The following is a 23,761-nucleotide window of genomic DNA, read 5'->3' as shown; positions in this document are numbered from 1 at the left end:
TAGATAGTGCATTCAAATTATCTCGCAAACAGTAATGGATTAACCACAGAGAAAAAGCATAAACCTTTAATTCTTATTGTTGATGACGAACCTAGTAATTTACACGTATTAGTTGAAGGACTTTTAACTGATTACGATGTACGTATTTCGACTAGTGGTGAACAAGCATTAGTATTTGTTGAGTCAACTCGCCCTGACTTAATTTTATTAGACATAATGATGCCAGGCATGGACGGCTACGAAGTATGCAATATACTCAAAGCGAAACAAAATACTAAAGGGATCCCTGTTATATTTGTCACTGCGCTTACCGAAGAAGAGTCTGAAGAAAAAGGCTTTGCTATGGGCGCAATTGACTACATACACAAACCTTACAAGCTAGCGCTCGTTAGAGCACGTATCCGTACCCATATTACCGCACAGGGCATGCTTGATAGGCTTATAGAAAAAAACTTTGACCTACACGATAAACTACTTGAAATAGAGTCACTGGCGAAAGAACTAAGCCAGCGTGAAGAAGAATTAAAAGAGCTCTCTTCAAAACAAAAGTTATTTTATCAAGCCCTAACGGGAACCGCCGATGGCGTTGTTATTACCGACAGTAACGGAAAAATTATTGCCGTAAACCCTTCATTTTGCCGCATTACTGGTTACTCTGAATCTGACTCCCTGCAAATGCAGTTGCACGACATTAAACAAAATAACCACCCTAGTATTAGCTTTGATCAAGTATGGGAGCATGCGAATCAAGCTGGATATTGGAGTGGAGAACTTGTAACCAGACGCAAAAATGGCGAGCTTTACCCTGAGCTACTAACTCTAAGTATGGTTAAAGGCGATCAAGATACTAATGTGCATTATATTGGTGTGTTTAGTGATATTTCGAGCGTTAAAGTAACACAAGAAAGAATACACTACCTCACATGGCATGATGAGCTTACGGGTTTGCCAAACCGAAATGGCTTTTTAAAACAGTTAGAGCAGCAACTTCAGGTTTGTAGTACCGAAAATAGTTATGCCTATATTTATATTATTGACATAGACAGCTTCCACTCAATAAATGATGGATTAGGCCTACTTGCTGGCGATAACATTTTAAAAGAATTAACTAAACGAATTCATTCTAAGGTGAGTAAAAAAGATGTTATTGCTCGCTTAGGCAGTGATGAATTTGCAGTACTGTGTACAGTTGAAAAAGGCGTTGGCAGAGTTAGAGCCCAAGCTATGGCAGAAAATAAAGCTCAAGAGCTGCTTATAAGTGTAAACCATCCTTTTAAGGTAGGTGAGCAAGACGTTAGCTTAACGGTAAGTATTGGCACGTATATTTTTCCTCGAGAAGATCAGTGGGAAAGCGCTATTGAAACTATTCGTAACTGTGAGGCAGCTTGTTACAAGGCAAAAGAGAAAGGCGGTAATAGAGTTACCTTTTTTGATACTTCGTTTGGCGAGCAAGCAAAACGTCGTTTTGAAATAGAGCAAGATTTACGCAAAGCTATTTCAAATAATGAGTTATCGCTATATTTACAATCCCAATTTGACCGAAGCCAAAATCTTAAAGGGGCTGAGGTTTTATTAAGATGGGAGCATCCCCAAAAAGGCTTTATTAGCCCTGGTGAGTTTATATCTATAGCTGAAGAGTCAGATATAATTTATGACTTAGATTGCTGGGTGACTACAAATGCGCTAGAAATATTAACGCAACTTAGTAAAACTCACCCTGAGTTAAACCTATCAATTAATGTAAGTGGCAGGCACTTTCATGAAGCGCGTTTTTTAAGCTTTATTAGCCAACAAATAAAGCAACATAGCATTAACCCTCAGCAACTCACTATTGAGATAATTGAAGGGACATTGCTTAATCATATGGAAGCGGCTATTGAGGCTGTTCATTGTCTCAAGAAGCTAGGTATTAGGGTATCTATTGATGACTTTGGTACTGGGTATTCGAGTTTAACTTATCTAAAACAATTACCTATACAAGAACTAAAAATTGACCGCTCTTTTGTATTGGAAGCACCGACTGATAATAACGATAAGTTAATTATTGATATGATTGTAAGCTTAGGCCGTTTATTCGAGTTAGAGATTGTAGCTGAAGGCGTAGAGAACCAATCCCATTTTGATTTATTGCAGGAATATCCAGAAGTTATTCTTCAAGGCTACTATTTACATAGACCTGAACCTGCAAGCGATTGGCTTGATAAATTAAAATAACCGTTGCGTAATTTACAAACTAAAAAGCCGAGCATGAATATGCTCGGCTTTTTATGAACCTAAGTTTGCAGTTACTCGCGAACTTGGCCCACTCCATTAACTAAATACTTTTCTGTGGTCAGTGATTCAAGACCCATCGGACCGTACGCATGAAGCTTAGAGGTTGCTATACCAATCTCTGCACCTAAACCCAGTTGTGAGCCATCAGAAAAACGAGATGATGTGTTAACCATTACTACAGAAGCGTCAACACTACACTGGAATAACTCTGCAGCAGCTGCGTTCTTAGTACAAATCACTTCAGTATGGTTGGAACCAAACTGAGCGATATGATCCACAGCAGCGCTGAAAGTTGGCACCACACGAATAGCAATTTCAAGGTCTAGGTATTCTTCACCAAATTCCTTATCGGCTAACACAGTTGCATTATCAAAATATTTAGCTGCAAAGCTGTCGGCATTTATTTTTACACCTTCTTGGCGTAATACAACTGCGCAAAGATTTAAAAACTCATCTGCAACATCTTGATGAACTACTAAGCCCTCAAGTGCATTACAAACACCCGTACGTTGCGTTTTACCGTTAAGTAGTAAGTTAAGCGCAATTTCAAGATCTGCATCTTTATCTACATATAGATGACAAACGCCTTTGTAATGCTGAATTACTGGGATCGTACTGTTTTCGGTAACAAAGTTAATTAAGCCTTCACCGCCACGTGGAATTATTAAATCAATGCTTTCACGTTGCTGCATCAATTCCATTAATAGTGCACGGTCTGGATCTGGGATCACTGAAATAAGTGATACTGGTAAGTTATGCTTTTCAAGTACACTGTGCATTACACTTGCGATAGCTTGCGAACTTTTAAGTGCTTCTTTACCGCCACGTAAAATAACGCCATTACCTGATTTAAAACACAATGCGCCAGCGTCTGCTGTTACATTTGGGCGTGCTTCATAAATCATACACACAACGCCAAGAGGTACGCGCATTTTACGAATTTTAATGCCATTTGGACGCTCTGTAATATCACGTAGCTGACCAACAGGATCATCTAGGCTTACTATTACTTCAATGCCTTCTGCCATTGCTTCAATGCGCTCATCGTTTAGCGTTAAGCGGTCTATCATTGAGGCTGCTAAGTTATTGTCGCGTGCTGCGCTTAGGTCACTCTCGTTTTCTTTGATTATAAATGCTTTTTGCTCTCTTAGTGCCGCTGCCATTTCAACTAGTACTTGATTTTTAGTCTCGGTGTCGAGTAAAGCAAGTGTATGGGCAGCTTTAGCTGTCTGGCGTGAAATGTCCGTAATTAAGCTCATGACTTCTCCAATAATGCGATATGTTTTTCAGATATAACTGGTCCAATTGAATCCTGCATTTTTTCGCTGAATTCACTCTGTTCGTTGTCTGCAATAAAGTTTAACAAACAGCTACTATAATTTGCGGTCGCTTTAGCTAAACGCGTACCGTCTTCACTACGTACTAAAATAGTATCACCAACAGCAAATTCACCATGGACTTCCATGATTTCATCACCGCGAATACAGCCGCTTTCCCCTTCCAGGGATTCATCAAATGATCCATCAACAACAACTTCACCTTGCTCGTTTGCTGTGTGTGTCATCCAATGCACAGAATCCTGCATCGGTTTTTCGTACGGTAAAAATACGCTACCAGGATTTTCCCCAGCTAGCAATTTCGTAAATGTTTCTTCTTTAAAGCCGTTTATAATATAAGTTGCTATACCATGTGACGTTGCTTTTTCTGCCGCTTCTATTTTAGTTTTCATACCACCAGTACCAACGGCACTTGTAGCACATCCTGCCATAGCATAAATAGATTCATCAATTGATTTTATTTCAGGCAGTAGCACCGCATCATCATGCAAGTTAGGGTTTTTATCATATAGCCCGTCAACATCTGAGAATATTAATAAAGCATCAGCGTCGGCAGCTGCTGCAACCATTGCTGATAAGTTATCGTTATCACCCACTCTTAAGTCGTCGGTAGTTACAGCATCATTTTCATTAATGATAGGAAGAACACCATGCTCAAGTAAAGTAAACACTGTTTCACGAATACTTTGGTAACGCTCGCGATCACGTAAATCACCGTGCGTTAATAATAGCTGCGCAGATGGAAAGTCAAAAAAGCGGTCCCACATGGCGATCATTTCTGTTTGACCTGCTGCTGCCATTGCTTTTTTCATCACCACAGAACGAGGTTTGTCTGAAGGGAATAAATGCGCTCCAGCCGCTACAGAACCCGATGATACTAAAATCACCTCAATTCCACGGGCACGACAACGAACAATGAACTGTGCGATGGTTAATATGTAACGCGAACGGCAGCCATCTTGATCTGGTGCAATTAATGCACTACCTACTTTAAGTACGATACGTCGCCAATTTAACTTTTGCATAAATGCTCAACTTTCCATTTTATCTGCGCTCATCTTAATTAGACGAGCTAAAACTAAGTAGCTAGGTTTAAAACATAGCTTCGAATTTTGCTTTTCATTTAGGCAACACTTTTTTACACACACGCAAAAACCACATCTAAAACAAGAAGCTTAGATTTGAGGTCAAGTGTAAAGTAGCAACAACCCAATAATATTGAGCAGCACTAATCAAAAAATTTAAAAGTGTTGTTTATGCATCGCTGTAAAAAGCTGTGTGTGGCTTTTTTATTAACAACATGCATAGAGCCTCTAAAGTCTGATACACCAACAGATAGGGTGAAGACCAAAGGACCGAGATTTAACCGCCACGATGGGGGTTAAACATTGAAAGTAATAGTTCAACTCAAACCTTTATTTACTTAAATAATTAAATAAACTTGTTTGGCAAAACCATACCAAGAATTCGGCAAATGATATTTTTTTAATGTTCGAACACCAGAAACATTACTAACTCCTGATTATAAAGATTAAAAATGACGTTAAGATTAACAAGCCTGTTTTATCTTCAATAAACTTCGTTAGATGACTAATTATTAGAACACGAAGCATAATACACTAAATACCCCTTTAAAATCAAGGTTAAAAATCGAACTAGATTATTACAAAACACTCACATTTTTTATATTGTCATTAAAATTCAATAAATTAAACAATTAATACACATTAAAATAAGCTAGCTAAGCTCTCGTTAAATGATTTAAGCGTACTAATCTTTTATAAGCAGCTAAAATTGATTAGTAATATTTGAGTTTCCGGTGTATACCCCTGTATTAATAATTAACAAAAGTTATACTTTCTAAACATATCGTCATAAATAAGGAATTCTTAATCTATGTCAGCAATTTACATAGCCGGTATCGCACTTTGCTCTGTGCTTGCCCAATGGGTCGCGTGGGCTTTTAGAGTACCCGCTATTCTTTTTTTATTGCTTACTGGTCTTTTACTTGGACCATTTAGCGGTGTTTTAGACCCTGATGCGCTTTTAGGTGATTTACTGTTTCCAGTAGTATCTCTAAGCGTTGCCATCATTTTATTTGAAGGTTCCTTAACTCTGCATTTCAGGGAATTAAAAGGGATAGGAAAAGTCGTAAGAAACCTCTGCTCAATCGGTATGCTTACTACCTGTATTATTATTAGCCTTAGCGCCTACTGGTTGCTTGAGCTTAATTGGCGTGTAGCTGCAGTATTGGGCGCAGTGCTAGTTGTAACAGGCCCTACCGTTATAGCACCGTTATTAAACTCAATGCGCCCAACACAAGATATAGACCGCATACTTCGCTGGGAAGGTATTGTAATAGATCCTATTGGCGCATTATTTGCTGTATTGGTATTTGAAGCCGTAATGCTTGTAGGCCAAGGCGAAGTATTTAGTCATACTATTATTGCTTTAGTTAAAACCCTAGGTGTTGGTTTAAGTATTGGTGTTGCCGCTGGTTGGCTAACAACACTATTAATGCGTCGCGAGTGGCTGCCATTTGAATTACATAAGTTTGGGATTTTAGCGCTAGTACTTATTAGTTTTTCTGTATCAAACTATTTAAGCCATGAATCAGGTTTATTGGCAGTGACTGTATTTGGTATATGGCTTGCGAACCAAGACGATTTAGAAATAGATTCTGTACTTGAGTTTAAAGAAGACTTGTCGATGATATTAATATCAACGCTGTTTATTTTACTTGCAGCACGCTTACAGCTTTCTGATTTGATGATGCTCGACAGCGACGTATTTATATTTTTAGCTATTGTGCTTTTTGTTGCACGCCCACTGTGTATTGCTATTTCGACTTTTGGCACTGACCTACCAATGAAGTCTCGCTTGGTACTTGCTTGGATTGCTCCTCGGGGTATAGTTGCCGCAGCCGTTGGGTCGGTATTTGCACTAAGTATGATGGAAGCTGGCGTTGCTGATGCTGAAAAAATGGTGCCACTCATATTTACAGTGATCATCATTACGGTTGTGCTGCAAAGCTTAACAGCCATTCCTGTTGCTAAGCTATTAGGTGTTCGCCAACCATCACCAAACACAATATTAATTATTGGTGCGAACCATGTATCACGTGCAATTGGGCGTGGCTTACAAGAGCAGAATATTCCGGTTCACCTTTCAGATCCTGCATGGGAAAACTGCAGAATGGCACGTATGGATGGCTTAGCTTGTTATTACGGTAACCCACAGTCAGAGCATGCTGAACGTTATTTACCTCTGACAACTATTCGCAGTGTCTTAGCGCTATCGCCAAATCGTCATCATAATGCGCTAGGCGTTCAATACTTTTCGCATTTACTTAATGAAAAAAATGTATTCTCGCTTCGCTCATCAACGTCGCATGCTAAAGCAAATAAAGACAGCGCAACGTTTTTATCCAGACAAATACTGTTTGGCGACGAAGGTTCATATGCACGTTTGAGCAGTATTATAGCTAAAGGCGGTAAGGTTAGTTCAACACGTATCTCGGATGAGTTTAGCTGGGAGCAATACCTAGAAATGAACCCTGAGGCTATCCCTTTATTTATTCTTAAAGGTGATAAAGACAGCGACGACGATACGCCAATTAAACTAAGACCATTTACAATCAACATGGAAAAACCGCCGCAAGAAGGCGAGCGTGTTGTTGCATTACAGCCGCCTAAAATGTCGGTTTTAAAAGACCCGCAAACAAAGGCTAAAGAAGAAAGTTAAACACTTTTACTACCTGTAAAAACTCAAAAAACCCTAACTTAAAAAGTTAGGGTTTTGTTTTTTAAGGGCCATTAAATAGGAAGACGAGCTCGCGCAACCACACTATCTGGCATTTTTTGCGCTAACTTAGTCAACGCTCGCTCAATTTTTTTATGAGTCGATTTATCTGCCACCATAGAATTAAATAGCCAACGATAGGCATCTTCAAAATCACGCGGGCTGCCATAGCCATCATTAAATAATTTAACTAAACGTAATTGTGCTTTTAAATTGCCTTGCGACGATGCCTCACGCAAATACGTAATTGCCATTGCTTTATCTTGCTGAACTAAACGCCCTGTGTCGTAGTAACGCCCCAATTGCTCTAGCGCTGCCGCTAAGCCTTGCTCAGCCGCTTTTCGCATGTAATACACACCTAACTCTACATTTCGATCGACACATACGTTATAAGCCAGCATATCGCCATACAAAAACTGATAAGACGGCAATGCCATTTTATTGGCTCGTGCTTCTATATCTTGTACCAACTGGCAATCATCTGCCTTTACGCGCGCTAAATGCGTGTTTTTATTTATTAACGCAATTAGCTCAGATTCTGTATACAGCGGTACGGCTGCTGGACTTTCCGTAGCTAAGCTATTGGTTGATATAAATAAAGCTAATGAAATAAATGAAAGCTTTAATACGCAATTACGAGAAAATAAATGCATGTTCACCACTTTTAAAAATAAACCTACTAAATAGTATACAAAGATCGTTCCAAGGTGAATTTTAGATATAAAAAAAGCTGCACTAAGCAGCTTTTTTCAATCTAATAGTAATTACGCAAACGGGTTGCGAAGTACCATAGTTTCTACACGGTCTGGACCTGTAGAGATAATATCAATCGGAACACCCGTAATTTCTTCAATACGCTTGATGTAGTCAATCGCCGCTTTTGGTAAACCGTCTAGGCTTGTTACACCAACAGTGTTTTCTGACCAACCTGGCATTTCTTCGTATACTGGCGTTACTTTATCGTAACCTTCTGCTGCTAATGGCGTTATGTTAGTAACAGTGCCATCTTCAAGCTTATAACCAGTACAGATTTTAAGTGTTTCTAAGCCATCTAAAACATCAAGCTTAGTTAAACAAAAACCTGAAATACTGTTGATTTGAACTGCACGGCGCATAGCCACTGCATCTAACCAACCAGTACGACGAAGTCGACCTGTTGTTGCGCCAAATTCATGACCTTTATCACCTAAGTGCTTACCTACTGGATCTTGTTTTTCAAGACCATCGTAAAGCTCTGTAGGGAAAGGACCTGAACCAACACGTGTCGTGTACGCTTTAATAATACCTAAAACGTAATCAAGGTTTAGTGGACCAAAACCAGCACCAGTAGCAACGCCACCGGCAGTTGTGTTTGAAGATGTTACATAAGGGTAAGTACCGTGATCGATATCAAGTAATGTACCTTGTGCACCTTCAAATAAAATGTTTTCGCCTGCTAAACGCGTTTGATCTAAAAGCTCAGTTACATCTACAACCATTGCTTTTAAGATATCTGCAACAGCCATTGCATCATCAAACGTTTTTTGAAAATCTACAGCATCTACTTTGTAGTAGTTAACTAAAGTGAAGTTATGGTACTCAAGAACTTCTTTTAATTTAGCTGCAAAAACTTCAGGATTAAATAAATCACCTACGCGTAAACCACGGCGCGCCACTTTATCTTCGTACGCTGGACCGATACCACGACCAGTTGTACCAATTGGCTTATCGCCACGAGCAGTTTCGCGGGCTACATCTAATGCAACATGGAAAGGCAAGATTAGTGGACATGCTTCACTTATTAAAAGACGCTCGCGTACTGGTACGCCACGTTCTTCAAGCATGCCAATTTCTCTCATTAGCGCTTCTGGTGATAAAACTACACCATTACCAATCACACATTTAACATTGTCACGTAATACACCCGATGGAATAAGGTGTAGAACCGTCTTTTCACCTTCGATAACTAAAGTATGACCCGCATTGTGGCCACCTTGATAACGAACTACTAAAGATGCTTTGTCTGTAAGGAGATCAACTACCTTACCCTTTCCTTCGTCACCCCATTGGGTGCCTAATACAACAACGTTTTTACCCATCGTAAATTCACTTAGAGAAAATTAGGACGAGATTTTACCAGAAAACTAAAGTAAAGATCACCCCTGTTCAGCTTATTTTTTCTGCGCGTAACTGTTCTACCGAAATATCAGCTAATAACCACATAAATAACAGTGATTTATGATTACAAATAGCATTTAACAAAAAGCCCCGCAAATGCGAGGCTTTTTAACTTTTAAATAATTAAGGTAAAGCTTATTGAGCTTTAGCACCTTTCATATATTGAAAGAAGTCGCTATCTGGTGAAAGCACCATAACGTCTTGCTTATCTTTAAAAGTCTTTTTATAAGCTTCAAGCGAGCGCACAAAACTAAAGAACTCAGGGTCTTTGTTATACGCATTAGCATAAATACCAGCAGCGTCAGCATCACCTTGACCACGTACAGAACGCGCATTACGCTCCGCGTCGGCAAGCATTACTGTTACACGACGGTCAACACCCGCACGAATGGTCTCAGCTTTTTCCTGTCCTTCAGAACGGTGCTCTTTTGCAACAGCAGTACGCTCAGCGCGCATACGTTGGTAAATAGAGCTACTTACTTCTTGTGGTAGGTTAATTTGCTTAACACGTACGTCTAGTACTTCAATACCAAGCTCACGCGCACTTTCAGAAGCTTGTACTAACGCTTCTTCCATCAATTCGCTACGCTCACCCGATACAATTTCACGAATTGTACGTGTACCAAAGTTTGTACGAAGACCATTATTTACTTTTTGTTTAAGTAGCGTTTCAGCGTATTGCTTATCGCCACGTGCACGTAAGTAAAAAGCGCTAAAGTCGTTCACACGCCATTTTACAAACGAATCAACAATTAAGTCTTTTTTCTCACTAGTAACAAAACGGTCTGGCGCACCATCTAGCGTTTGAATACGTGCATCAATGCGACGTACTTGACTAAAAAATGGCACCTTAAATTGTAGGCCTGGGCCATATACAATCGCTTTGTCGTCGCTATCTTTTTGTACTTTACTGAATAACATTACAATTGCTTTTTGCCCTTCAGGTACAACAAATACCGATGAGAAAGACATAACAATGGCAGCTAATAGTATTACTAAACTAAAGTTTTTCATTATGATTATCTCCCATCATTAAAGCGGTCGTTGTTAAAGCGGTCATTGCCACTGTTAACAGAGCTATTACGCGACGTATTTACTTTATTACGTAAATCTTGAATATCACTAGAGCTTGGAAGTGCAACACGTGTTGCTGTCCCTTGCTTATCCATAATCTTATCAAGAGGTAAATAAAGCATGTTATTACCGCCTTTAACATCAACCAATATTTTAGAGCTACTGCCTAGCACTTCTTCCATTGCATCAATGTATAAGCGCTCACGAGTAACTTCTTTAGCTGCTTGATATTCAGGTAATAGCTTTTCAAAGCGAGCTACCTCACCTTGTGCTTCTAATGTTATACGCTCTTGGTAACCTTCAGCTTCCTGAGTCATACGCGTTACTTGACCACGAGCACGAGGCTCAATTTCACGAGCATATGCTTCTGCTTCACGGATGAAACGTTCTTCATCTTCTTGTGCAGCAATCGCATCATCAAATGCATCTTTAACTTCAGTTGGCGGACGAGAGTCTTTAAAGTTCACGTCAGTAACAATTAAACCTAAGTTATATGGTTCGATAATCTTATTAAGCTCATCCCATGTATTTTGACGAACAACCTCACGGCCATTAGTTAATACTTGGTCCATTTTTGCATGGCCCACAACATAACGTAGTGCACTGTCTAGCGCTTCTTCTAAGCTACTATCAGCGTTGGTTACGCTAAACTCATAAAGATATGGGTCAATAACACGGTATTGCACCTGAAACTCTACGCTCACTACGTTTTCGTCTTCAGTAAGCATAAAACCAGAAGCCGATAGTGAACGAACTGCTTCAATATCTACTGGGATTACCGTTTCGATGAAAGTCATTTTCCAACGCAGGCCGGGATCAGCAATTCGGTCATATTTACCAAATTGTAGAACTACACCACGCTCGGCTTCTTTAACCGTATAAATACCACTTAACGCCCATACAATAACGGCGATAATAAGTATGAATGAAATACCGGCTCCGCCAAGTCCACCGCCGCTACCATTGCCGGATTTTTTCCCGCCAAATAAGCCGCCGAACTTGTTACTAAACTTGCGGAACACCTCGTCTAAATCAGGTGGGCCTTGATCACGTCCGCCTTTATTATTCCACGGATCTTTGTCATTGCCATTATTACCCGGTTCATTCCAGGCCATAGCTATACTCCATTGTTATCTAAATAAATTAGGAAATTGTGTTAAATCTAACAAATCTACCGCGTTTCTCATACAAAAACCGACATTAAAACGTCAATTTTTAATTACGGTAGATAAAACCAGCAATTTCAGGACCAAATTCTTTAATTAAACGATTCCACTCAACCATTGGCATTCTAAAATCTAACAGCCAATTACCTTGCTCATCAAAGCGTTCTTCATGTACTGCATTTAAACTAAACAATGCAGCTCTTAGGCGACCATACAATGGCGTAAGAAATAATGTTTCGTTAAACATCTTCTTAGCAAGTAGTTCACTAATAGCCTCACTAAGTAATTCACACCCTTCACCAGTCTGAGCGCTAAGCCACACTCTTATAGGTTGGCCTTCGTCATCTCGATCAATACGTGGGCTTACGTTATCCAGCGCATCAATTTTATTATAAATTAATAGCTGTGGTACTTCATCGGCTTCAATTTCTTTAAGCACCGATTGTACTTGTTCAATATTTTCTTGAAGACGAGAGTCTGCTGCGTCAATTACATGTAATTGTAAATCAGCTTCACGAGTTTCAGTTAGCGTTGCTTTAAAAGCAGCAACTAAGTCGTGCGGTAAATGACGAATAAAGCCCACTGTATCAGCTAAGATAACAGGACCAACATCACCTAATTCAAGCTTACGTAGAGTCGGGTCAAGCGTTGCAAACAACTGATCGGCCGCGTATACATCTGAATTCGTAATTCGATTAAATAATGTAGATTTACCCGCATTAGTATAGCCAACTAACGATACCGTAGGTATTTCGTTACGAGTACGAGCTCGCCTACCTTGTTCGCGTTGCACTGCTACTTTAGCTAAACGCGCACGAATATTTTGAATACGGGCACGAAGTAATCGCCTATCGGTTTCAAGTTGGGTTTCACCAGGTCCACGTAAACCAATCCCGCCTTTTTGGCGTTCAAGATGGGTCCAGCCACGAATTAATCGAGTCGACATATGGCGAAGTTGTGCCAATTCAACCTGCAGCTTACCTTCATGGGTACGTGCACGTTGGGCAAAAATATCAAGAATTAGCGTCGTTCTATCAAGCACACGACACTGACAAACACGCTCTAAATTACGCTCTTGTGACGGCCTGAGTTGATGATTGAAAATTACGACATCTGCATTGTGGATTTTAACAATCTCAGCTATTTCTTCTGCTTTACCGGTACCGACGAATAGTTTCGGATGTGGTGCTTGACGGCTGCCTTGCACAACCGCCAAACTACTAACACCAGCAGAAGATACCAACATCTCTAATTCATGAAGATCTTCACGATCCCCTTCTTTAGGTAGGTCGATATGAACTAAAATTGCCTGTTCGCCGGATTCATAGCGGTCAAACAAACATTATGCTCCTAATTAAAAGTTACCAGCTTCTGGCTCTTCAGTTTCTTCACTCCCTTGAACTGCTTGGAAGTTAACTGCGCGAGCAGGGACAACTGTTGAAATTGCATGCTTATAAACCATTTGATTTACGGTGTTCTCTAGTAAAATAACAAATTGGTCAAATGACTGAATTTTGCCTTGTAATTTTATGCCATTTACCAAAAAGATTGATACTGGAATGCGCTCACGTCGTAGTGCATTCAAAAATGGGTCTTGTAACGATTGGCCTTTTGCCATGTTATTGTTCCTTCGTTCTAGGTGTTATTATAATTAAGTGGCTGAACTTATTTGATAAAAAACAATATTCAACTACTACTAGCTTAGCGAACTTACTACACGATGCAAGTTTTCTTCGTCACCTGTTGTTAACCACGTAACATCAGGCCAGCTACGAAGCCACGTTAACTGACGTTTTGCCAATTGACGTGTTGCTGCGATGCCACGAAAAACCATTTCATCATGGTTTGTTTCACCCGCAAGGTAATCCCACATTTGTCTATAACCAACACAACGAATAGAAGGCATATTGGGGTGTAAATCCTTACGTAGATATAGGGTCGAAACTTCATTTTCAAACCCCTGATCAATCATTATTTTAAACCTTTCTTCAATTCGGCGGTGTAATTCGCTGCGTTCTTGCGGTGCAATCGCAAATTGATGAAAAGTATAAGGTAAAGCAGGCTGCTTTTGCTTTTGCAACTCAGTCATGGTCTTACCAGTTAATCTATAAACCTCTAAAGCTCGATTAATTCTTTGTGAATCATTTTCACTTATTTTTTCGGCTGCTTTTGGATCAACTTTAGCTAATTCTTTATATAAATGAGGCCAGCCAAATTCTTTAGCTTGTACTTCTAACTCAGCTCTTATTACAGCATCTGCTTCAGGTAAAGGCGATAAACCATCAATTAAAGATTTAAAGTACAACATTGTACCTCCAACCAATACAGGCACTTTACCTTGTCTATGAAATTCGTCAATTTTATGTACTGCATCACGCCTAAAATCAGCAACTGAATATGTTTCACTCGGATCGAGCAAGTCAATCAGATGATGCGGAGCTTTAGCAAGTTCTTCTGCATCGGGTTTTGCAGTACCAATGTTCATATCTTTATACACTAACGCTGAATCAACGCTGATTATTTCTGTATTTAAATGCTCGCACAGTGAGATTGCCAATGCTGTTTTACCAGCAGCAGTTGGACCCATTAAAAATATGACTGGTAAATTACTCAACACTGATACCTTAATCTAATTGCGTTAAATAGTGATTTAGCTCTATTTTAACTGCTTTTTCGCGCAAGCGTTCAATAGTTTGCGGATTATTTTGTAAGCGCATTTGTTGCGCTAAAAATACATTGCTCAAATAAAATCGAGTTGGTACACATTTCATCTGCCACTCTAACCAACTCTCTATATTTTCAAGCTCCGCTTTACATCCATTAAGTAACTCACCTATCGCGGTACTTACATCAAGTAAATATAAGCACGCTGGCAATTTTTTAACCATTACAAACTGTTTTTCTATTACGAGTTCAAAACCAAGTAAAGTAAACCATGATTGCTGTGCTTTTATGAGCAAGCAATCTTCTTTCGATAGGTTTACTCTTACGGGCAGCAAAAGGGCTTTCCCTTCTAAGCTACCAAGCTCCTTGATTTGTGTATGCCAATCATCTACCAATGCATATTTGAAATGTGAGCAATACAATTGCTGCTCTTCACTAAATACACACACACCTTCATTAATACTGATGATGGAAACAACCTTTAAAACATTATGCGCTGACTCAAACTGCTGCTGTGTTGCTGGTATATTTGCTACGTTATCAAAATGCGCAGCGTGTTGCTCACTTACACCTTGATAAAACGCATTTACGTCATGATGGCTCGTACTTGGTGTAGCACGGAATGCACCACTACCGCCAACACTTCTAGTACCTGAGGACGAACTTGAGCTACCAGCACTTCCAGAGTAAGAGGGCTGTAATTGCGATTTAGGGTAATCAAACACACCTTCGCTTTCTATATTATTAGCGCTAATATGCGTTGACCCCATTAACACAGGCGCAGATTCCACCTCAGAGCCAAACGGTTCATTCGTAAACTCACCTTGCAGCGGCACTACCACTTGCTTAATAGCTTGCAATATAAAGTCATGAATTAAGCGCCCTTGATGAAAGCGCACTTCATGTTTGGCAGGGTGAACATTTACATCAACCTGTCGTGGGTCAATATCAATATAAATAACAAACCCTGGAAGCTCTTGAGTGCCACTTACCTCTTCAAATGCTTGGCGTATAGCATGCAAAATAAGCTTATCGCGCATCATGCGATTGTTTACATAAGTATATTGAGTCGTATTAGCTGAACCGACAGGTAACACCCAGCCATGCAGCTGTAGGCCGCCCTCGCCTGATTGAATATGTAAACCTTGCTCTGCAAAGGCCTTACCTGCAACTTGTGCCACACGTGTAATAGCCTGAGAAGGATCTGTCTTCGCACGATATTGCCTTACTACTTTTCCGTTGTGAGTTAGTGTAATAGAAACATCAAAGCGACTAAGCGCAATACGCTTTATCAATTCATCAATATGACTGAATTCAGTCTTTTCGGTACGCAAAAATTTACGACGAGCTGGGGTGTTAAAAAATAAATCTTTTACTTCAATGGTTGTGCCATCAGGGTGCGCTACTGGCTTTACTTGCACGGCCATATCGCGACCTTCTGCAAATGCTTGCCATGCTGCTTCTTGATCTTTTGGTTTTGAACTCAGCGTTAAACGCGATACAGAGCTAATTGACGCAAGCGCTTCGCCCCTAAAACCAAGTGAACAAATATTTTCGAGATCATCAAGTGACTTTAATTTACTGGTAGCGTGACGAGAAAGTGCAAGCGTTAGCTCATCTTTACTTATCCCTGAGCCGTTATCACGAATGCGAATAAGCTTATGACCACCACGCTCAATATCTATTTGAATACGTGTAGCGCCAGCATCTAAACTGTTTTCGACCAGTTCTTTTACTACCGACGCGGGGCGTTCAACCACTTCGCCAGCGGCAATTTGGTTAGCTAAACGCGCGGGTAGTATTTCAATATTCATGAGATTTCCTAGCAAGCATTGCGCTAATAATAATGACTAACTTTGCGGTATATCTAGCTCTTGCCCAATAAATAAAGTATTAGAGCTAAGCTTATTAACTTGTTTTAATTCAGTAATTGTAACGCCATAGCGACTCGCCAACATACTTAAAGATTCACCCGGGCGTACCTTGTGCTTTGTTGGATATTGCGATTTTAATTTAGCAAACAAAGAATCATCCGGTGGATTTTTTAAATAGTAATTTTTAATTGAAGTGAATATAGCTTTAGCCAAACGTTCTTGATGGTTAGCGCTTTTAAGCAGCTTTTCTTCTCGTGGATTAGATATAAACCCTGTTTCTACTAAAATTGATGGAATATCTGGTGATTTAAGTACAGCAAGACTCGCATGTTGAGGATCTTTTTTATGCAATTTAGCAACTTTACTGAGCTCTTTAACAACTTCGTCAGCTACGTTTAAGCCGGTTTTCATAGAGTGATCCATCGACATATCAAGCAATGCTTGCGCTAAGTATTTTTCGTTAGCGGCATCTTTCATTACATCAGCAGCGCCACCTAAAAGCTCAGAGTGTTTTTCTTTATCTTCTATCCATTTACCTATTTCTGAATTAGCACGCCTTAACGACAATACCCAAACAGAGGCACCATTTGGTCCAGGGCTTGTAAATGCATCAGCATGAATAGAAACAAAAAAGTCAGCTTTTTTTTCACGAGCACGGTTAGTACGCGTATTAAGTTTTACAAAATAGTCACCGCTTCGTACCATGCGCGAAATCATCCCACGCTCGCCATCAATCATGCGCTCAAGCCGTTTTGCAATTTGCAGTGTTACTGTTTTTTCGTACGTGCCTGATGGACCTATGGAGCCAGGATCTTCGCCGCCATGCCCTGCATCAATTGCAATAACGATGTCTCGTTCTTGGCTTAATTGGCGATTTTTAGCCGCTGTTTGTGCAGGTGATACAACAGATTTTTCTTGGCTCTTATTATATAAATCAACAACGAGTCTATTTTTATAAGGACCGGTAGGCGCTAAAGCAAATACAACAGGCTTTATTGGCGCACTTAATTCAAATACCAAACGCACGCTTTGTTTATTTTTAGGCTTTGAGTAACGTAATTTGCTTACTATTTGATGTTTTGGCGGCACACCTGGCAATATTTTTAACTCGCTAGTGTTCTCTAAGTCAACCACTAAACGGCTAGGATTTTTAAGCATAAAATAGCTAAAGTCGGGCTTATCATTTAAATCAAATACCACACGAGTACTATCCGGTGACGGCCATACGCGTACACTATTAATTGTATTTTTGGCCCACAACGGCAAGCTTATGGTAATAACCATAAGATAAATAAAAAGTTTAACTGCACCTCGGCTCATTTGAATATTACTGCCTTAACTATATTATTATTTGTTATTTAGTTTTTCGACAATTGTTATACCGCGCTCACTAGCACTATTAATAACAATTTTACGTTCTTTACCCACATAGCTCAGAGTAATATCTAAATCAGGCACAGGAATAAACTCACCACCCTTTTCAGGCCATTCAACAACACAAATTGCATCTGTTGAAAAATAATCGCGTATACCCATGTATTCTAATTCTTCAGGATCACCTAAACGGTATAAGTCAAAATGATAAACATTTGCGCGCTCAAGTTCATAAGGCTCTACGAGTGTATACGTTGGGCTTTTAACCTTGCCTGTATGGCCAAAACCTTGTACTACACCACGTGTAAACGTTGTTTTACCCGCACCTAAATCACCATGTAAATAAATAACCGCACCTTGCTCGATAATATCAGCAACGCAATTCCCCATTGCAACCGTGGCAATTTCATCAGTTAAATGAAATTCAAAACTACGCGTCATTACTACCTCAAAAATTCATTCAAAAGCGCATATTAGCTAATCATACCAGAATATTAATTTAAGGCGATAAATTGAGGTTTTAGACATAAAAAAACCAGATTCGATGATGATGAAAGTTGTATATGGATAACTACTTTCGATACTTTGAAACTGTATTATTGTAATAAAATAAGATAAGTGAGTTTTAAATTAAAAGAGAGTAAGGTAAAAGCAACATAATGAATTAGATGACTCTATGTTGTCATTAAATTAACTGAGATGTGTAATTTCATTATCTCATTTTTGATCTAGTAGATAATTCGTCTACCAAAAAAAGGTAACTGGTACATGAAACTCTCAATCACTACTTTACACCACTTTATTTTTTCAGATAAAGACAAAACCCAAGTGGTCCGGCTCACCCTAGCTTGTTGCTTGCGAGTGCTTTAAATACAAAAAGCCCCAGCTAATGCCAGGGCTTTTTACAAAACTAACTTAATTAAAAAATTAAGCTTGTTTTGGACTAGAAATAACGTCTACTAAAGTCCAAGATTTATTCTTAGAAATTGGTGCGCATTCACGGATAGTAACTACGTCACCCGCTTTTGCTGTGTTATTTTCGTCATGTACGTGTAACTTAGTCGTACGTTTAATGAATTTCCCATAGATTGGGTGCTTCACGTAACGTGCGATAGCGATAGTGAAAGATTTTTCCATCTTGTCGCTGATTACACGGCCTTGAAGAGTACGAATTTTATCGCTCATTATTGACCTGCCTTCTGGTTAATAACTGTTTTTACACGCGCGATATCGCGGCGTACTGTTCTTAGCGTGTGTGTCTGAGCTAACTGACCAGTGCTAGCTTGCATGCGCATATTAAATTGCTCACGAAGTAGTCCTAGAAGTTCAGCATTAAGCTCTTCTACGCTTTTATCTTTTAGTTCGCTAGCTTTCATCACATTACCGTCCGAGTTACGAAAGTTGTTTTGAATGGCAATTTACGAGCAGCAAGGTCAAACGCTTCACGAGCAAGCTCTTCTGAAACACCTTCCATTTCGTAAAGTACTTTACCAGGCTGAATTTCAGCAACCCAATATTCAACAGAACCTTTACCTTTACCCATACGAACTTCAAGAGGTTTTTCTGTAATCGGTTTGTCAGGGAAGACACGAATCCAGATTTTACCTTGACGTTTCACGTGACGCGTCATAGCACGACGAGCTGCTTCGATTTGACGAGCAGTCATACGGCCACGGCCAGTTGCTTTCAATCCGAAAGTACCGAAGCTTACTTTGTTACCGTTTTGCGCTAAACCGCGGTTGCGGCCTTTGTGCATTTTACGGAATTTTGTACGTTTTGGCTGTAACATTACTCGCTACCTCTACTTAGCACTTTTCTTGGCTTTCTTTGGTGCGCGTTTAGCTGGCTTCTCTTGCTCTTGTACTAGTGGTAAACCACCAATAACTTCGCCTTTGAAGATCCAAACTTTAACACCAATGATACCATAAGTGGTTAAGGCTTCAGAAGTTGCGTAATCGATATCAGCACGAAGAGTATGTAGAGGTACACGACCTTCACGATACCATTCTGAACGTGCGATTTCAGCGCCGCCAAGACGACCGCTAACTTCAACTTTAATCCCTTTAGAACCGATGCGCATTGCATTTTGTACCGAACGCTTCATAGCGCGACGGAACATAACACGACGCTCTAGTTGAGAGGCAATGCCGTCTGCTACTAGTTGTGCATCTAGTTCTGGTTTACGTACTTCAGAGATATTAATCTGAGCAGGTACACCAGCGATTTTAGTTACCGCTTGACGTAATTTTTCTACGTCTTCGCCTTTTTTACCGATAACAACACCCGGACGAGCCGTGTGGATTGTTACTCGGATTGATTTTGCTGGACGCTCAATAACGATTTTAGACACAGAAGCCGTTTTCAATTCCTTTGTAAGGAATGTACGAACTTTGTGATCGCCAAAAAGCTGTGCAGAGAAATCTTTTGAACTCGCGTACCAGGTAGAAACCCAAGGTTTAGATATACCTAGGCGAATACCAGTAGGATGAACTTTTTGTCCCATTACTTATACTCCTAGCTATCTGAAACCATAACAGTGATATGGCTTGTACGCTTAAGGATGCGGTCTGCGCGTCCTTTAGCACGAGGCATAATACGTTTCATTGTAGGACCATCGTCCACAAAGATCGTTGTTATACGAAGCTCATCAATGTCAGCACCTTCGTTATGCTCTGCGTTAGCAATAGCAGACTCAAGTACTTTCTTAACTAATACAGCGGCTTTCTTAGGGCTGTACGCCAGGATTTCTAGTGCGCGATCTACAGGTAACCCGCGGATCTGATCTGCAACTAGACGTGCTTTTTGCGCCGAACCAGAGGCGAATTTATGTTTAGCTAATGCTTGCATTTATCTTCCCCTCTTATCGTTTCTTCGCTTTCTTATCCGCAGCATGGCCACGGTAAGTGCGAGTTGGTGCAAATTCACCTAGTTTGTGACCGATCATTTCGTCAGAAACGAAAACTGGTACGTGCTGGCGACCATTATGGACAGCAATGGTCAATCCGATCATGTTAGGTATGATCATTGAACGACGGCTCCAAGTTTTAATTGGCTTTTTCTCACCGCTTTCCAAAGCTTTCTCTACCTTCTTCAGCAAGTGTAGGTCTATAAAAGGACCCTTCTTGAGAGAGCGTGGCATGGCTATTCCTCAATATTACTTAGTACGACGACGTACTATAAATTTATCCGTACGCTTGTTCTTACGCGTCTTCGCACCTTTAGTCGGTTTACCCCATGGAGACACAGGATGACGACCACCAGATGTACGACCTTCACCACCACCGTGTGGGTGATCTACCGGGTTCATGGCAACACCACGAACTGTCGGACGAATACCACGCCAGCGATTTGCACCTGCTTTACCAAGTGAACGAAGCATATGCTCAGCATTGCCTACTTCACCTAGAGTCGCACGACAATCAGATTCAACTTTACGAACTTCGCCTGAACGAAGACGTAATGTTACATATTGACCATCACGAGCAAGGATTTGAACGTATGCACCAGCAGAACGTGCTATTTGAGCACCTTTACCTGGTTTTAATTCTACGTTGTGAACAGTCGAACCTACAGGCATATTACGCATTGGTAATGCATTACCAGGCTTGATTGGTGCATCAACACCAGACTGGATTGCATCGCCAGCTTTTAAGCCTTTAGGTGCGATAATGTAACGACGCTCACCGTCTGCATATAATACAAGAGCGATGTTTGCGCTACGATTTGGATCGTATTCTAAACGTTCAACAGTAGCTGGAATGCCATCTTTAGTACGTTTAAAATCGATTAAACGGTAGTGTTGTTTATGACCACCACCGATATGACGAACCGTAATACGACCATTGTTATTACGACCACCTGATTTAGAGTTTTTCTCTAAAAGTGGTGCGTATGGCTTACCCTTATGTAGATCAGAGTTAACCACTTTAACTAGGTGACGACGGCCCGCAGAAGTAGGCTTACACTTTTGAAGTGCCATAATTCTATCCCCTTATTACTCGGCGCCGCCGACAAAGTCTAGCTCGCTGCCTTCTTTAAGAGTAACGTAAGCTTTCTTCCAGTCGCTACGACGACCGAAACGTGCGCCAGTACGTTTTGTTTTACCCTTAACGTTAAGTGTGCGAACACCAGTTACTTCTACTTCAAAAAGCTTCTCAACTGCTACTTTAATTTCAGCTTTAGTTGCGTCATTTACTACTTTAAAAACAATAGTATTGTTTTCTTCAGCAGCAATTGTGCTTTTTTCAGAGATATGTGGAGCAAGGATCACTTTTAAAAGACGTTCTTCGCGAATCATGCTAGCGCCTCCTCAAGTTGCTTAACAGCAGCGGCTGTAATAAGTACCTTATCGAAAGCAATTAAGCTTACAGGATCGATACCAGCTACATCACGTGTGTCAACCTTATAAAGGTTACGTGCCGATAAGAAAAGATTTTCATCTACTTCTTCAGTCACGATAAGAACATCTTTAAGCTCAAGTTCTTTAAGCTTAGCAACTAGTTCTTTAGTTTTTGGTGCTGCTAGAGCAAAACTTTCAACAACGATTAAACGCTCTTGACGAACTAATTCAGATAAGATGCTTTTAATCGCACCACGGTACATTTTACGGTTTACTTTTTGGCTGTGGTCTTGTGGTTTAGCTGCAAAGCTAACGCCACCTGAACGCCAAATTGGGCTACGGATTGTACCGGCACGTGCACGGCCAGTACCTTTTTGAGCCCATGGTTTTTTACCACCACCGCTTACTTCAGAACGTGTCTTCTGAGCACGAGTACCTTGACGAGCACCTGCTGCGTATGCAACAACTACTTGGTGTACTAATGCTTCGTTAAACTCACGTCCAAAAGTAGCTTCAGAAACTTCAAGACCGCCAGAAGCGTCTTTAATTGCTAATTCCATCACTAAATCTCCAGGACTTATGCTTTAACAGCTGGTTTAACGATAACGTCACCGCCAATAGCTCCAGGTACTGCACCCTTAACTAAAAGCAAATTACGCTCAGCGTCAACGCGAACTAGTTCTAAGTTTTGAGTCGTTACACGCTCAGCACCCATATGACCGGCCATTTTCTTACCTTTAAACACCTTACCAGGTGATTGGTTTTGACCGATTGAACCAGGAGCACGGTGAGATAGAGAGTTACCATGTGTAGCGTCTTGCATGCTGAAATTCCAGCGCTTAACACCACCTTGGAAACCTTTACCTTTAGAAGTACCGGTTACGTCAACCTTGTTGATTTCGTTGAATAATTCAACAGTAAGCTCAGCGCCTACTTCAAAATCGCCTTCACCACCGTTAAGGCGGAATTCCCACAGACCGCGACCCGCTTCAACACCAGCTTTAGCGAAATGACCCGCTTTAGCTTTGTTTACACGACTTGCTTTTTTAGTGCCTGCGGTTACTTGAAGCGCGTTATAACCGTCTGTTGCGTCAGATTTGATCTGAGCAATGCGGTTAGGTGTCGCTTCAATAACTGTCACAGGGATAGATACACCATCTTCAGTGAAGATTCGTGTCATACCCACTTTACGACCGACTAGACCTAATGCCATTTTCCTAAAACCTCTCTAATCTTTCGATTAACCCAGGCTGATTTGAACATCAACACCAGCAGCAAGATCTAAACGCATAAGCGCGTCTACAGTCTTGTCAGTTGGTTCTACGATGTCTATCAGACGTTTATGGGTGCGGATCTCGTACTGATCACGCGCATCTTTATTAACGTGCGGTGAAGTTAGTACAGTAAAACGTTCAAAGCGTGTAGGTAGTGGGATTGGACCACGTACTTGTGCGCCAGTGCGTTTCGCAGTTTCCACGATTTCTGCCGTTGATTGGTCAATCAAACGGTGGTCAAAAGCTTTTAGGCGAATACGAATGCGTTGATTTGACATTCTTAACCTCAATATAAAGAGCATATAAAAGAGCATAAAAAAACGACCGAAACAATCTTAAAACTTAAGATGCCGGCTGTTTGATTATATCTACGTTGAGTTCCAAATCGGAACTCCTGTTTATTAGCTTGAAATCCAAGCTTAATTTA

Annotated in this window: 25 protein-coding genes; 2 read left to right on the top strand and 23 right to left on the bottom strand. The window is 40.4% G+C overall.

Features of this window, described 5'->3' with window-relative positions:
- Positions 1-6 precede the first annotated feature (6 nt).
- Positions 7-2,214 (top strand): EAL domain-containing protein, encoded by a 2,208-nt coding sequence (locus BW142_RS04475; protein ID WP_076924030.1) that lies wholly within the window; start codon positions 7-9, stop codon positions 2,212-2,214.
- Positions 2,215-2,285: 71 nt separating this feature from the next.
- On the opposite strand, the gene BW142_RS04470 is transcribed toward BW142_RS04475, so the two are convergent.
- Entirely contained in the window at positions 2,286-3,533 is a 1,248-nt protein-coding gene (locus BW142_RS04470) for a glutamate-5-semialdehyde dehydrogenase (RefSeq protein ID WP_076924029.1), read from the bottom strand.
- Positions 3,530-4,636, bottom strand: coding sequence for a glutamate 5-kinase (proB, locus tag BW142_RS04465; protein ID WP_024600220.1), 1,107 nt, complete (start codon positions 4,634-4,636; stop codon positions 3,530-3,532). The genes BW142_RS04470 and proB overlap by 4 nt, the downstream gene beginning before the upstream one ends.
- 871 nt (positions 4,637-5,507) lie before the next feature.
- On the opposite strand from proB, the gene BW142_RS04460 reads away from it, so the two are divergent.
- Positions 5,508-7,355 (top strand): sodium:proton antiporter, encoded by a 1,848-nt coding sequence (locus BW142_RS04460; RefSeq protein WP_007586413.1) that lies wholly within the window; start codon positions 5,508-5,510, stop codon positions 7,353-7,355.
- A gap of 71 nt (positions 7,356-7,426) precedes the next feature.
- Here the strand turns inward: BW142_RS04460 and BW142_RS04455 are convergent, their stop codons facing one another.
- The 21 genes from BW142_RS04455 to rpsJ all read right to left on the bottom strand — a co-directional run bounded on the left by BW142_RS04455 (position 7,427) and on the right by rpsJ (position 23,612).
- On the bottom strand, positions 7,427-8,065 hold the full coding sequence (locus BW142_RS04455; protein WP_024600221.1) for a tetratricopeptide repeat protein: 639 nt from the start codon (positions 8,063-8,065) through the stop codon (positions 7,427-7,429).
- Between the two features lie 111 nt (positions 8,066-8,176).
- The gene (locus BW142_RS04450) at positions 8,177-9,490 is read right to left on the bottom strand and encodes an adenylosuccinate synthase (protein ID WP_024600222.1); all 1,314 of its coding nucleotides are present in this window, start codon (positions 9,488-9,490) and stop codon (positions 8,177-8,179) included.
- Positions 9,491-9,704: 214 nt separating this feature from the next.
- Entirely contained in the window at positions 9,705-10,583 is an 879-nt protein-coding gene (gene hflC, locus BW142_RS04445; RefSeq protein ID WP_002957880.1) for a protease modulator HflC, read from the bottom strand.
- Between the two features lie 5 nt (positions 10,584-10,588).
- The gene (gene hflK / locus BW142_RS04440) at positions 10,589-11,758 is read right to left on the bottom strand and encodes an FtsH protease activity modulator HflK (protein ID WP_010554352.1); all 1,170 of its coding nucleotides are present in this window, start codon (positions 11,756-11,758) and stop codon (positions 10,589-10,591) included.
- 100 nt (positions 11,759-11,858) lie between these two features.
- Entirely contained in the window at positions 11,859-13,148 is a 1,290-nt protein-coding gene (gene hflX / locus BW142_RS04435; RefSeq protein ID WP_076924028.1) for a ribosome rescue GTPase HflX, read from the bottom strand.
- 15 nt (positions 13,149-13,163) lie between these two features.
- Positions 13,164-13,427 carry an RNA chaperone Hfq gene (gene hfq / locus BW142_RS04430; protein ID WP_024590569.1) on the bottom strand — a complete coding sequence of 88 codons (264 nt, stop codon included), beginning with the start codon at positions 13,425-13,427 and terminating at the stop codon, positions 13,164-13,166.
- Between the two features lie 78 nt (positions 13,428-13,505).
- Positions 13,506-14,423, bottom strand: coding sequence for a tRNA (adenosine(37)-N6)-dimethylallyltransferase MiaA (miaA, locus tag BW142_RS04425; RefSeq protein ID WP_076924027.1), 918 nt, complete (start codon positions 14,421-14,423; stop codon positions 13,506-13,508).
- Positions 14,424-14,433: 10 nt separating this feature from the next.
- On the bottom strand, positions 14,434-16,287 hold the full coding sequence (gene mutL, locus BW142_RS04420) for a DNA mismatch repair endonuclease MutL (RefSeq protein WP_076924026.1): 1,854 nt from the start codon (positions 16,285-16,287) through the stop codon (positions 14,434-14,436).
- Between the two features lie 36 nt (positions 16,288-16,323).
- A complete protein-coding gene (locus tag BW142_RS04415) occupies positions 16,324-17,667 on the bottom strand; it encodes an N-acetylmuramoyl-L-alanine amidase (RefSeq protein WP_024600226.1) in 1,344 nt (447 codons plus the stop codon).
- Positions 17,668-17,694: 27 nt separating this feature from the next.
- On the bottom strand, positions 17,695-18,162 hold the full coding sequence (gene tsaE / locus BW142_RS04410; RefSeq protein ID WP_076924025.1) for a tRNA (adenosine(37)-N6)-threonylcarbamoyltransferase complex ATPase subunit type 1 TsaE: 468 nt from the start codon (positions 18,160-18,162) through the stop codon (positions 17,695-17,697).
- A gap of 486 nt (positions 18,163-18,648) precedes the next feature.
- Positions 18,649-18,906 carry a 30S ribosomal protein S17 gene (gene rpsQ, locus BW142_RS04405; RefSeq protein ID WP_002957888.1) on the bottom strand — a complete coding sequence of 86 codons (258 nt, stop codon included), beginning with the start codon at positions 18,904-18,906 and terminating at the stop codon, positions 18,649-18,651.
- Positions 18,906-19,097, bottom strand: a complete 192-nt coding sequence (rpmC, locus tag BW142_RS04400) for a 50S ribosomal protein L29 (RefSeq protein WP_002957889.1) — start codon at positions 19,095-19,097, stop codon at positions 18,906-18,908. Before rpmC ends, rpsQ begins: the two co-directional genes overlap by 1 nt.
- On the bottom strand, positions 19,097-19,510 hold the full coding sequence (gene rplP, locus BW142_RS04395; protein ID WP_002957890.1) for a 50S ribosomal protein L16: 414 nt from the start codon (positions 19,508-19,510) through the stop codon (positions 19,097-19,099). The genes rpmC and rplP overlap by 1 nt, the downstream gene beginning before the upstream one ends.
- Positions 19,511-19,522: 12 nt before the next feature.
- Entirely contained in the window at positions 19,523-20,224 is a 702-nt protein-coding gene (gene rpsC / locus BW142_RS04390) for a 30S ribosomal protein S3 (protein WP_002957891.1), read from the bottom strand.
- A gap of 11 nt (positions 20,225-20,235) precedes the next feature.
- Positions 20,236-20,568 (bottom strand): 50S ribosomal protein L22, encoded by a 333-nt coding sequence (rplV, locus tag BW142_RS04385; RefSeq protein WP_002957892.1) that lies wholly within the window; start codon positions 20,566-20,568, stop codon positions 20,236-20,238.
- Between the two features lie 13 nt (positions 20,569-20,581).
- Positions 20,582-20,860, bottom strand: coding sequence for a 30S ribosomal protein S19 (gene rpsS, locus BW142_RS04380; RefSeq protein ID WP_004588689.1), 279 nt, complete (start codon positions 20,858-20,860; stop codon positions 20,582-20,584).
- 15 nt (positions 20,861-20,875) lie between these two features.
- Entirely contained in the window at positions 20,876-21,700 is an 825-nt protein-coding gene (gene rplB / locus BW142_RS04375; RefSeq protein ID WP_002957895.1) for a 50S ribosomal protein L2, read from the bottom strand.
- A gap of 15 nt (positions 21,701-21,715) precedes the next feature.
- The gene (gene rplW, locus BW142_RS04370) at positions 21,716-22,018 is read right to left on the bottom strand and encodes a 50S ribosomal protein L23 (RefSeq protein WP_002957896.1); all 303 of its coding nucleotides are present in this window, start codon (positions 22,016-22,018) and stop codon (positions 21,716-21,718) included.
- Positions 22,015-22,620, bottom strand: a complete 606-nt coding sequence (gene rplD, locus BW142_RS04365; RefSeq protein ID WP_002957897.1) for a 50S ribosomal protein L4 — start codon at positions 22,618-22,620, stop codon at positions 22,015-22,017. The genes rplW and rplD overlap by 4 nt, the downstream gene beginning before the upstream one ends.
- Positions 22,621-22,637: 17 nt before the next feature.
- Positions 22,638-23,273, bottom strand: a complete 636-nt coding sequence (rplC, locus tag BW142_RS04360; protein ID WP_002957898.1) for a 50S ribosomal protein L3 — start codon at positions 23,271-23,273, stop codon at positions 22,638-22,640.
- 27 nt (positions 23,274-23,300) lie between these two features.
- Positions 23,301-23,612 carry a 30S ribosomal protein S10 gene (gene rpsJ, locus BW142_RS04355; protein ID WP_002957900.1) on the bottom strand — a complete coding sequence of 104 codons (312 nt, stop codon included), beginning with the start codon at positions 23,610-23,612 and terminating at the stop codon, positions 23,301-23,303.
- Positions 23,613-23,761 lie beyond the last annotated feature (149 nt).

The organism is Pseudoalteromonas sp. EB27, from assembly GCF_001974875.1.
Lineage (GTDB): Bacteria > Pseudomonadota > Gammaproteobacteria > Enterobacterales > Alteromonadaceae > Pseudoalteromonas.
Note: the sequence above shows the minus strand (reverse complement) of the source record. Positions and strands in the feature narration are given on the sequence as shown.

Bases quoted from the DNA above. Each gene is read 5' to 3' on its own strand.
- BW142_RS04470 (WP_076924029.1), bottom strand. From the start codon at position 3,533: ATGAGCTTAATTACGGACATTTCACGCCAGACAGCTAAAGCTGCCCAT.
- proB (WP_024600220.1), bottom strand. From the start codon at position 4,636: ATGCAAAAGTTAAATTGGCGACGTATCGTACTTAAAGTAGGTAGTGCA.
- BW142_RS04460 (WP_007586413.1), top strand. From the start codon at position 5,508: ATGTCAGCAATTTACATAGCCGGTATCGCACTTTGCTCTGTGCTTGCC.
- BW142_RS04455 (WP_024600221.1), bottom strand. From the start codon at position 8,065: ATGCATTTATTTTCTCGTAATTGCGTATTAAAGCTTTCATTTATTTCA.
- BW142_RS04450 (WP_024600222.1), bottom strand. From the start codon at position 9,490: ATGGGTAAAAACGTTGTTGTATTAGGCACCCAATGGGGTGACGAAGGA.
- hflC (WP_002957880.1), bottom strand. From the start codon at position 10,583: ATGAAAAACTTTAGTTTAGTAATACTATTAGCTGCCATTGTTATGTCT.
- hflK (WP_010554352.1), bottom strand. From the start codon at position 11,758: ATGGCCTGGAATGAACCGGGTAATAATGGCAATGACAAAGATCCGTGG.
- hfq (WP_024590569.1), bottom strand. From the start codon at position 13,427: ATGGCAAAAGGCCAATCGTTACAAGACCCATTTTTGAATGCACTACGA.
- mutL (WP_076924026.1), bottom strand. From the start codon at position 16,287: ATGAATATTGAAATACTACCCGCGCGTTTAGCTAACCAAATTGCCGCT.
- BW142_RS04415 (WP_024600226.1), bottom strand. From the start codon at position 17,667: ATGAGCCGAGGTGCAGTTAAACTTTTTATTTATCTTATGGTTATTACC.
- tsaE (WP_076924025.1), bottom strand. From the start codon at position 18,162: ATGACGCGTAGTTTTGAATTTCATTTAACTGATGAAATTGCCACGGTT.
- rpsQ (WP_002957888.1), bottom strand. From the start codon at position 18,906: ATGAGCGATAAAATTCGTACTCTTCAAGGCCGTGTAATCAGCGACAAG.
- rpmC (WP_002957889.1), bottom strand. From the start codon at position 19,097: ATGAAAGCTAGCGAACTAAAAGATAAAAGCGTAGAAGAGCTTAATGCT.
- rplP (WP_002957890.1), bottom strand. From the start codon at position 19,510: ATGTTACAGCCAAAACGTACAAAATTCCGTAAAATGCACAAAGGCCGC.
- rpsC (WP_002957891.1), bottom strand. From the start codon at position 20,224: ATGGGACAAAAAGTTCATCCTACTGGTATTCGCCTAGGTATATCTAAA.
- rplV (WP_002957892.1), bottom strand. From the start codon at position 20,568: ATGCAAGCATTAGCTAAACATAAATTCGCCTCTGGTTCGGCGCAAAAA.
- rpsS (WP_004588689.1), bottom strand. From the start codon at position 20,860: ATGCCACGCTCTCTCAAGAAGGGTCCTTTTATAGACCTACACTTGCTG.
- rplB (WP_002957895.1), bottom strand. From the start codon at position 21,700: ATGGCACTTCAAAAGTGTAAGCCTACTTCTGCGGGCCGTCGTCACCTA.
- rplW (WP_002957896.1), bottom strand. From the start codon at position 22,018: ATGATTCGCGAAGAACGTCTTTTAAAAGTGATCCTTGCTCCACATATC.
- rplD (WP_002957897.1), bottom strand. From the start codon at position 22,620: ATGGAATTAGCAATTAAAGACGCTTCTGGCGGTCTTGAAGTTTCTGAA.
- rplC (WP_002957898.1), bottom strand. From the start codon at position 23,273: ATGGCATTAGGTCTAGTCGGTCGTAAAGTGGGTATGACACGAATCTTC.
- rpsJ (WP_002957900.1), bottom strand. From the start codon at position 23,612: ATGTCAAATCAACGCATTCGTATTCGCCTAAAAGCTTTTGACCACCGT.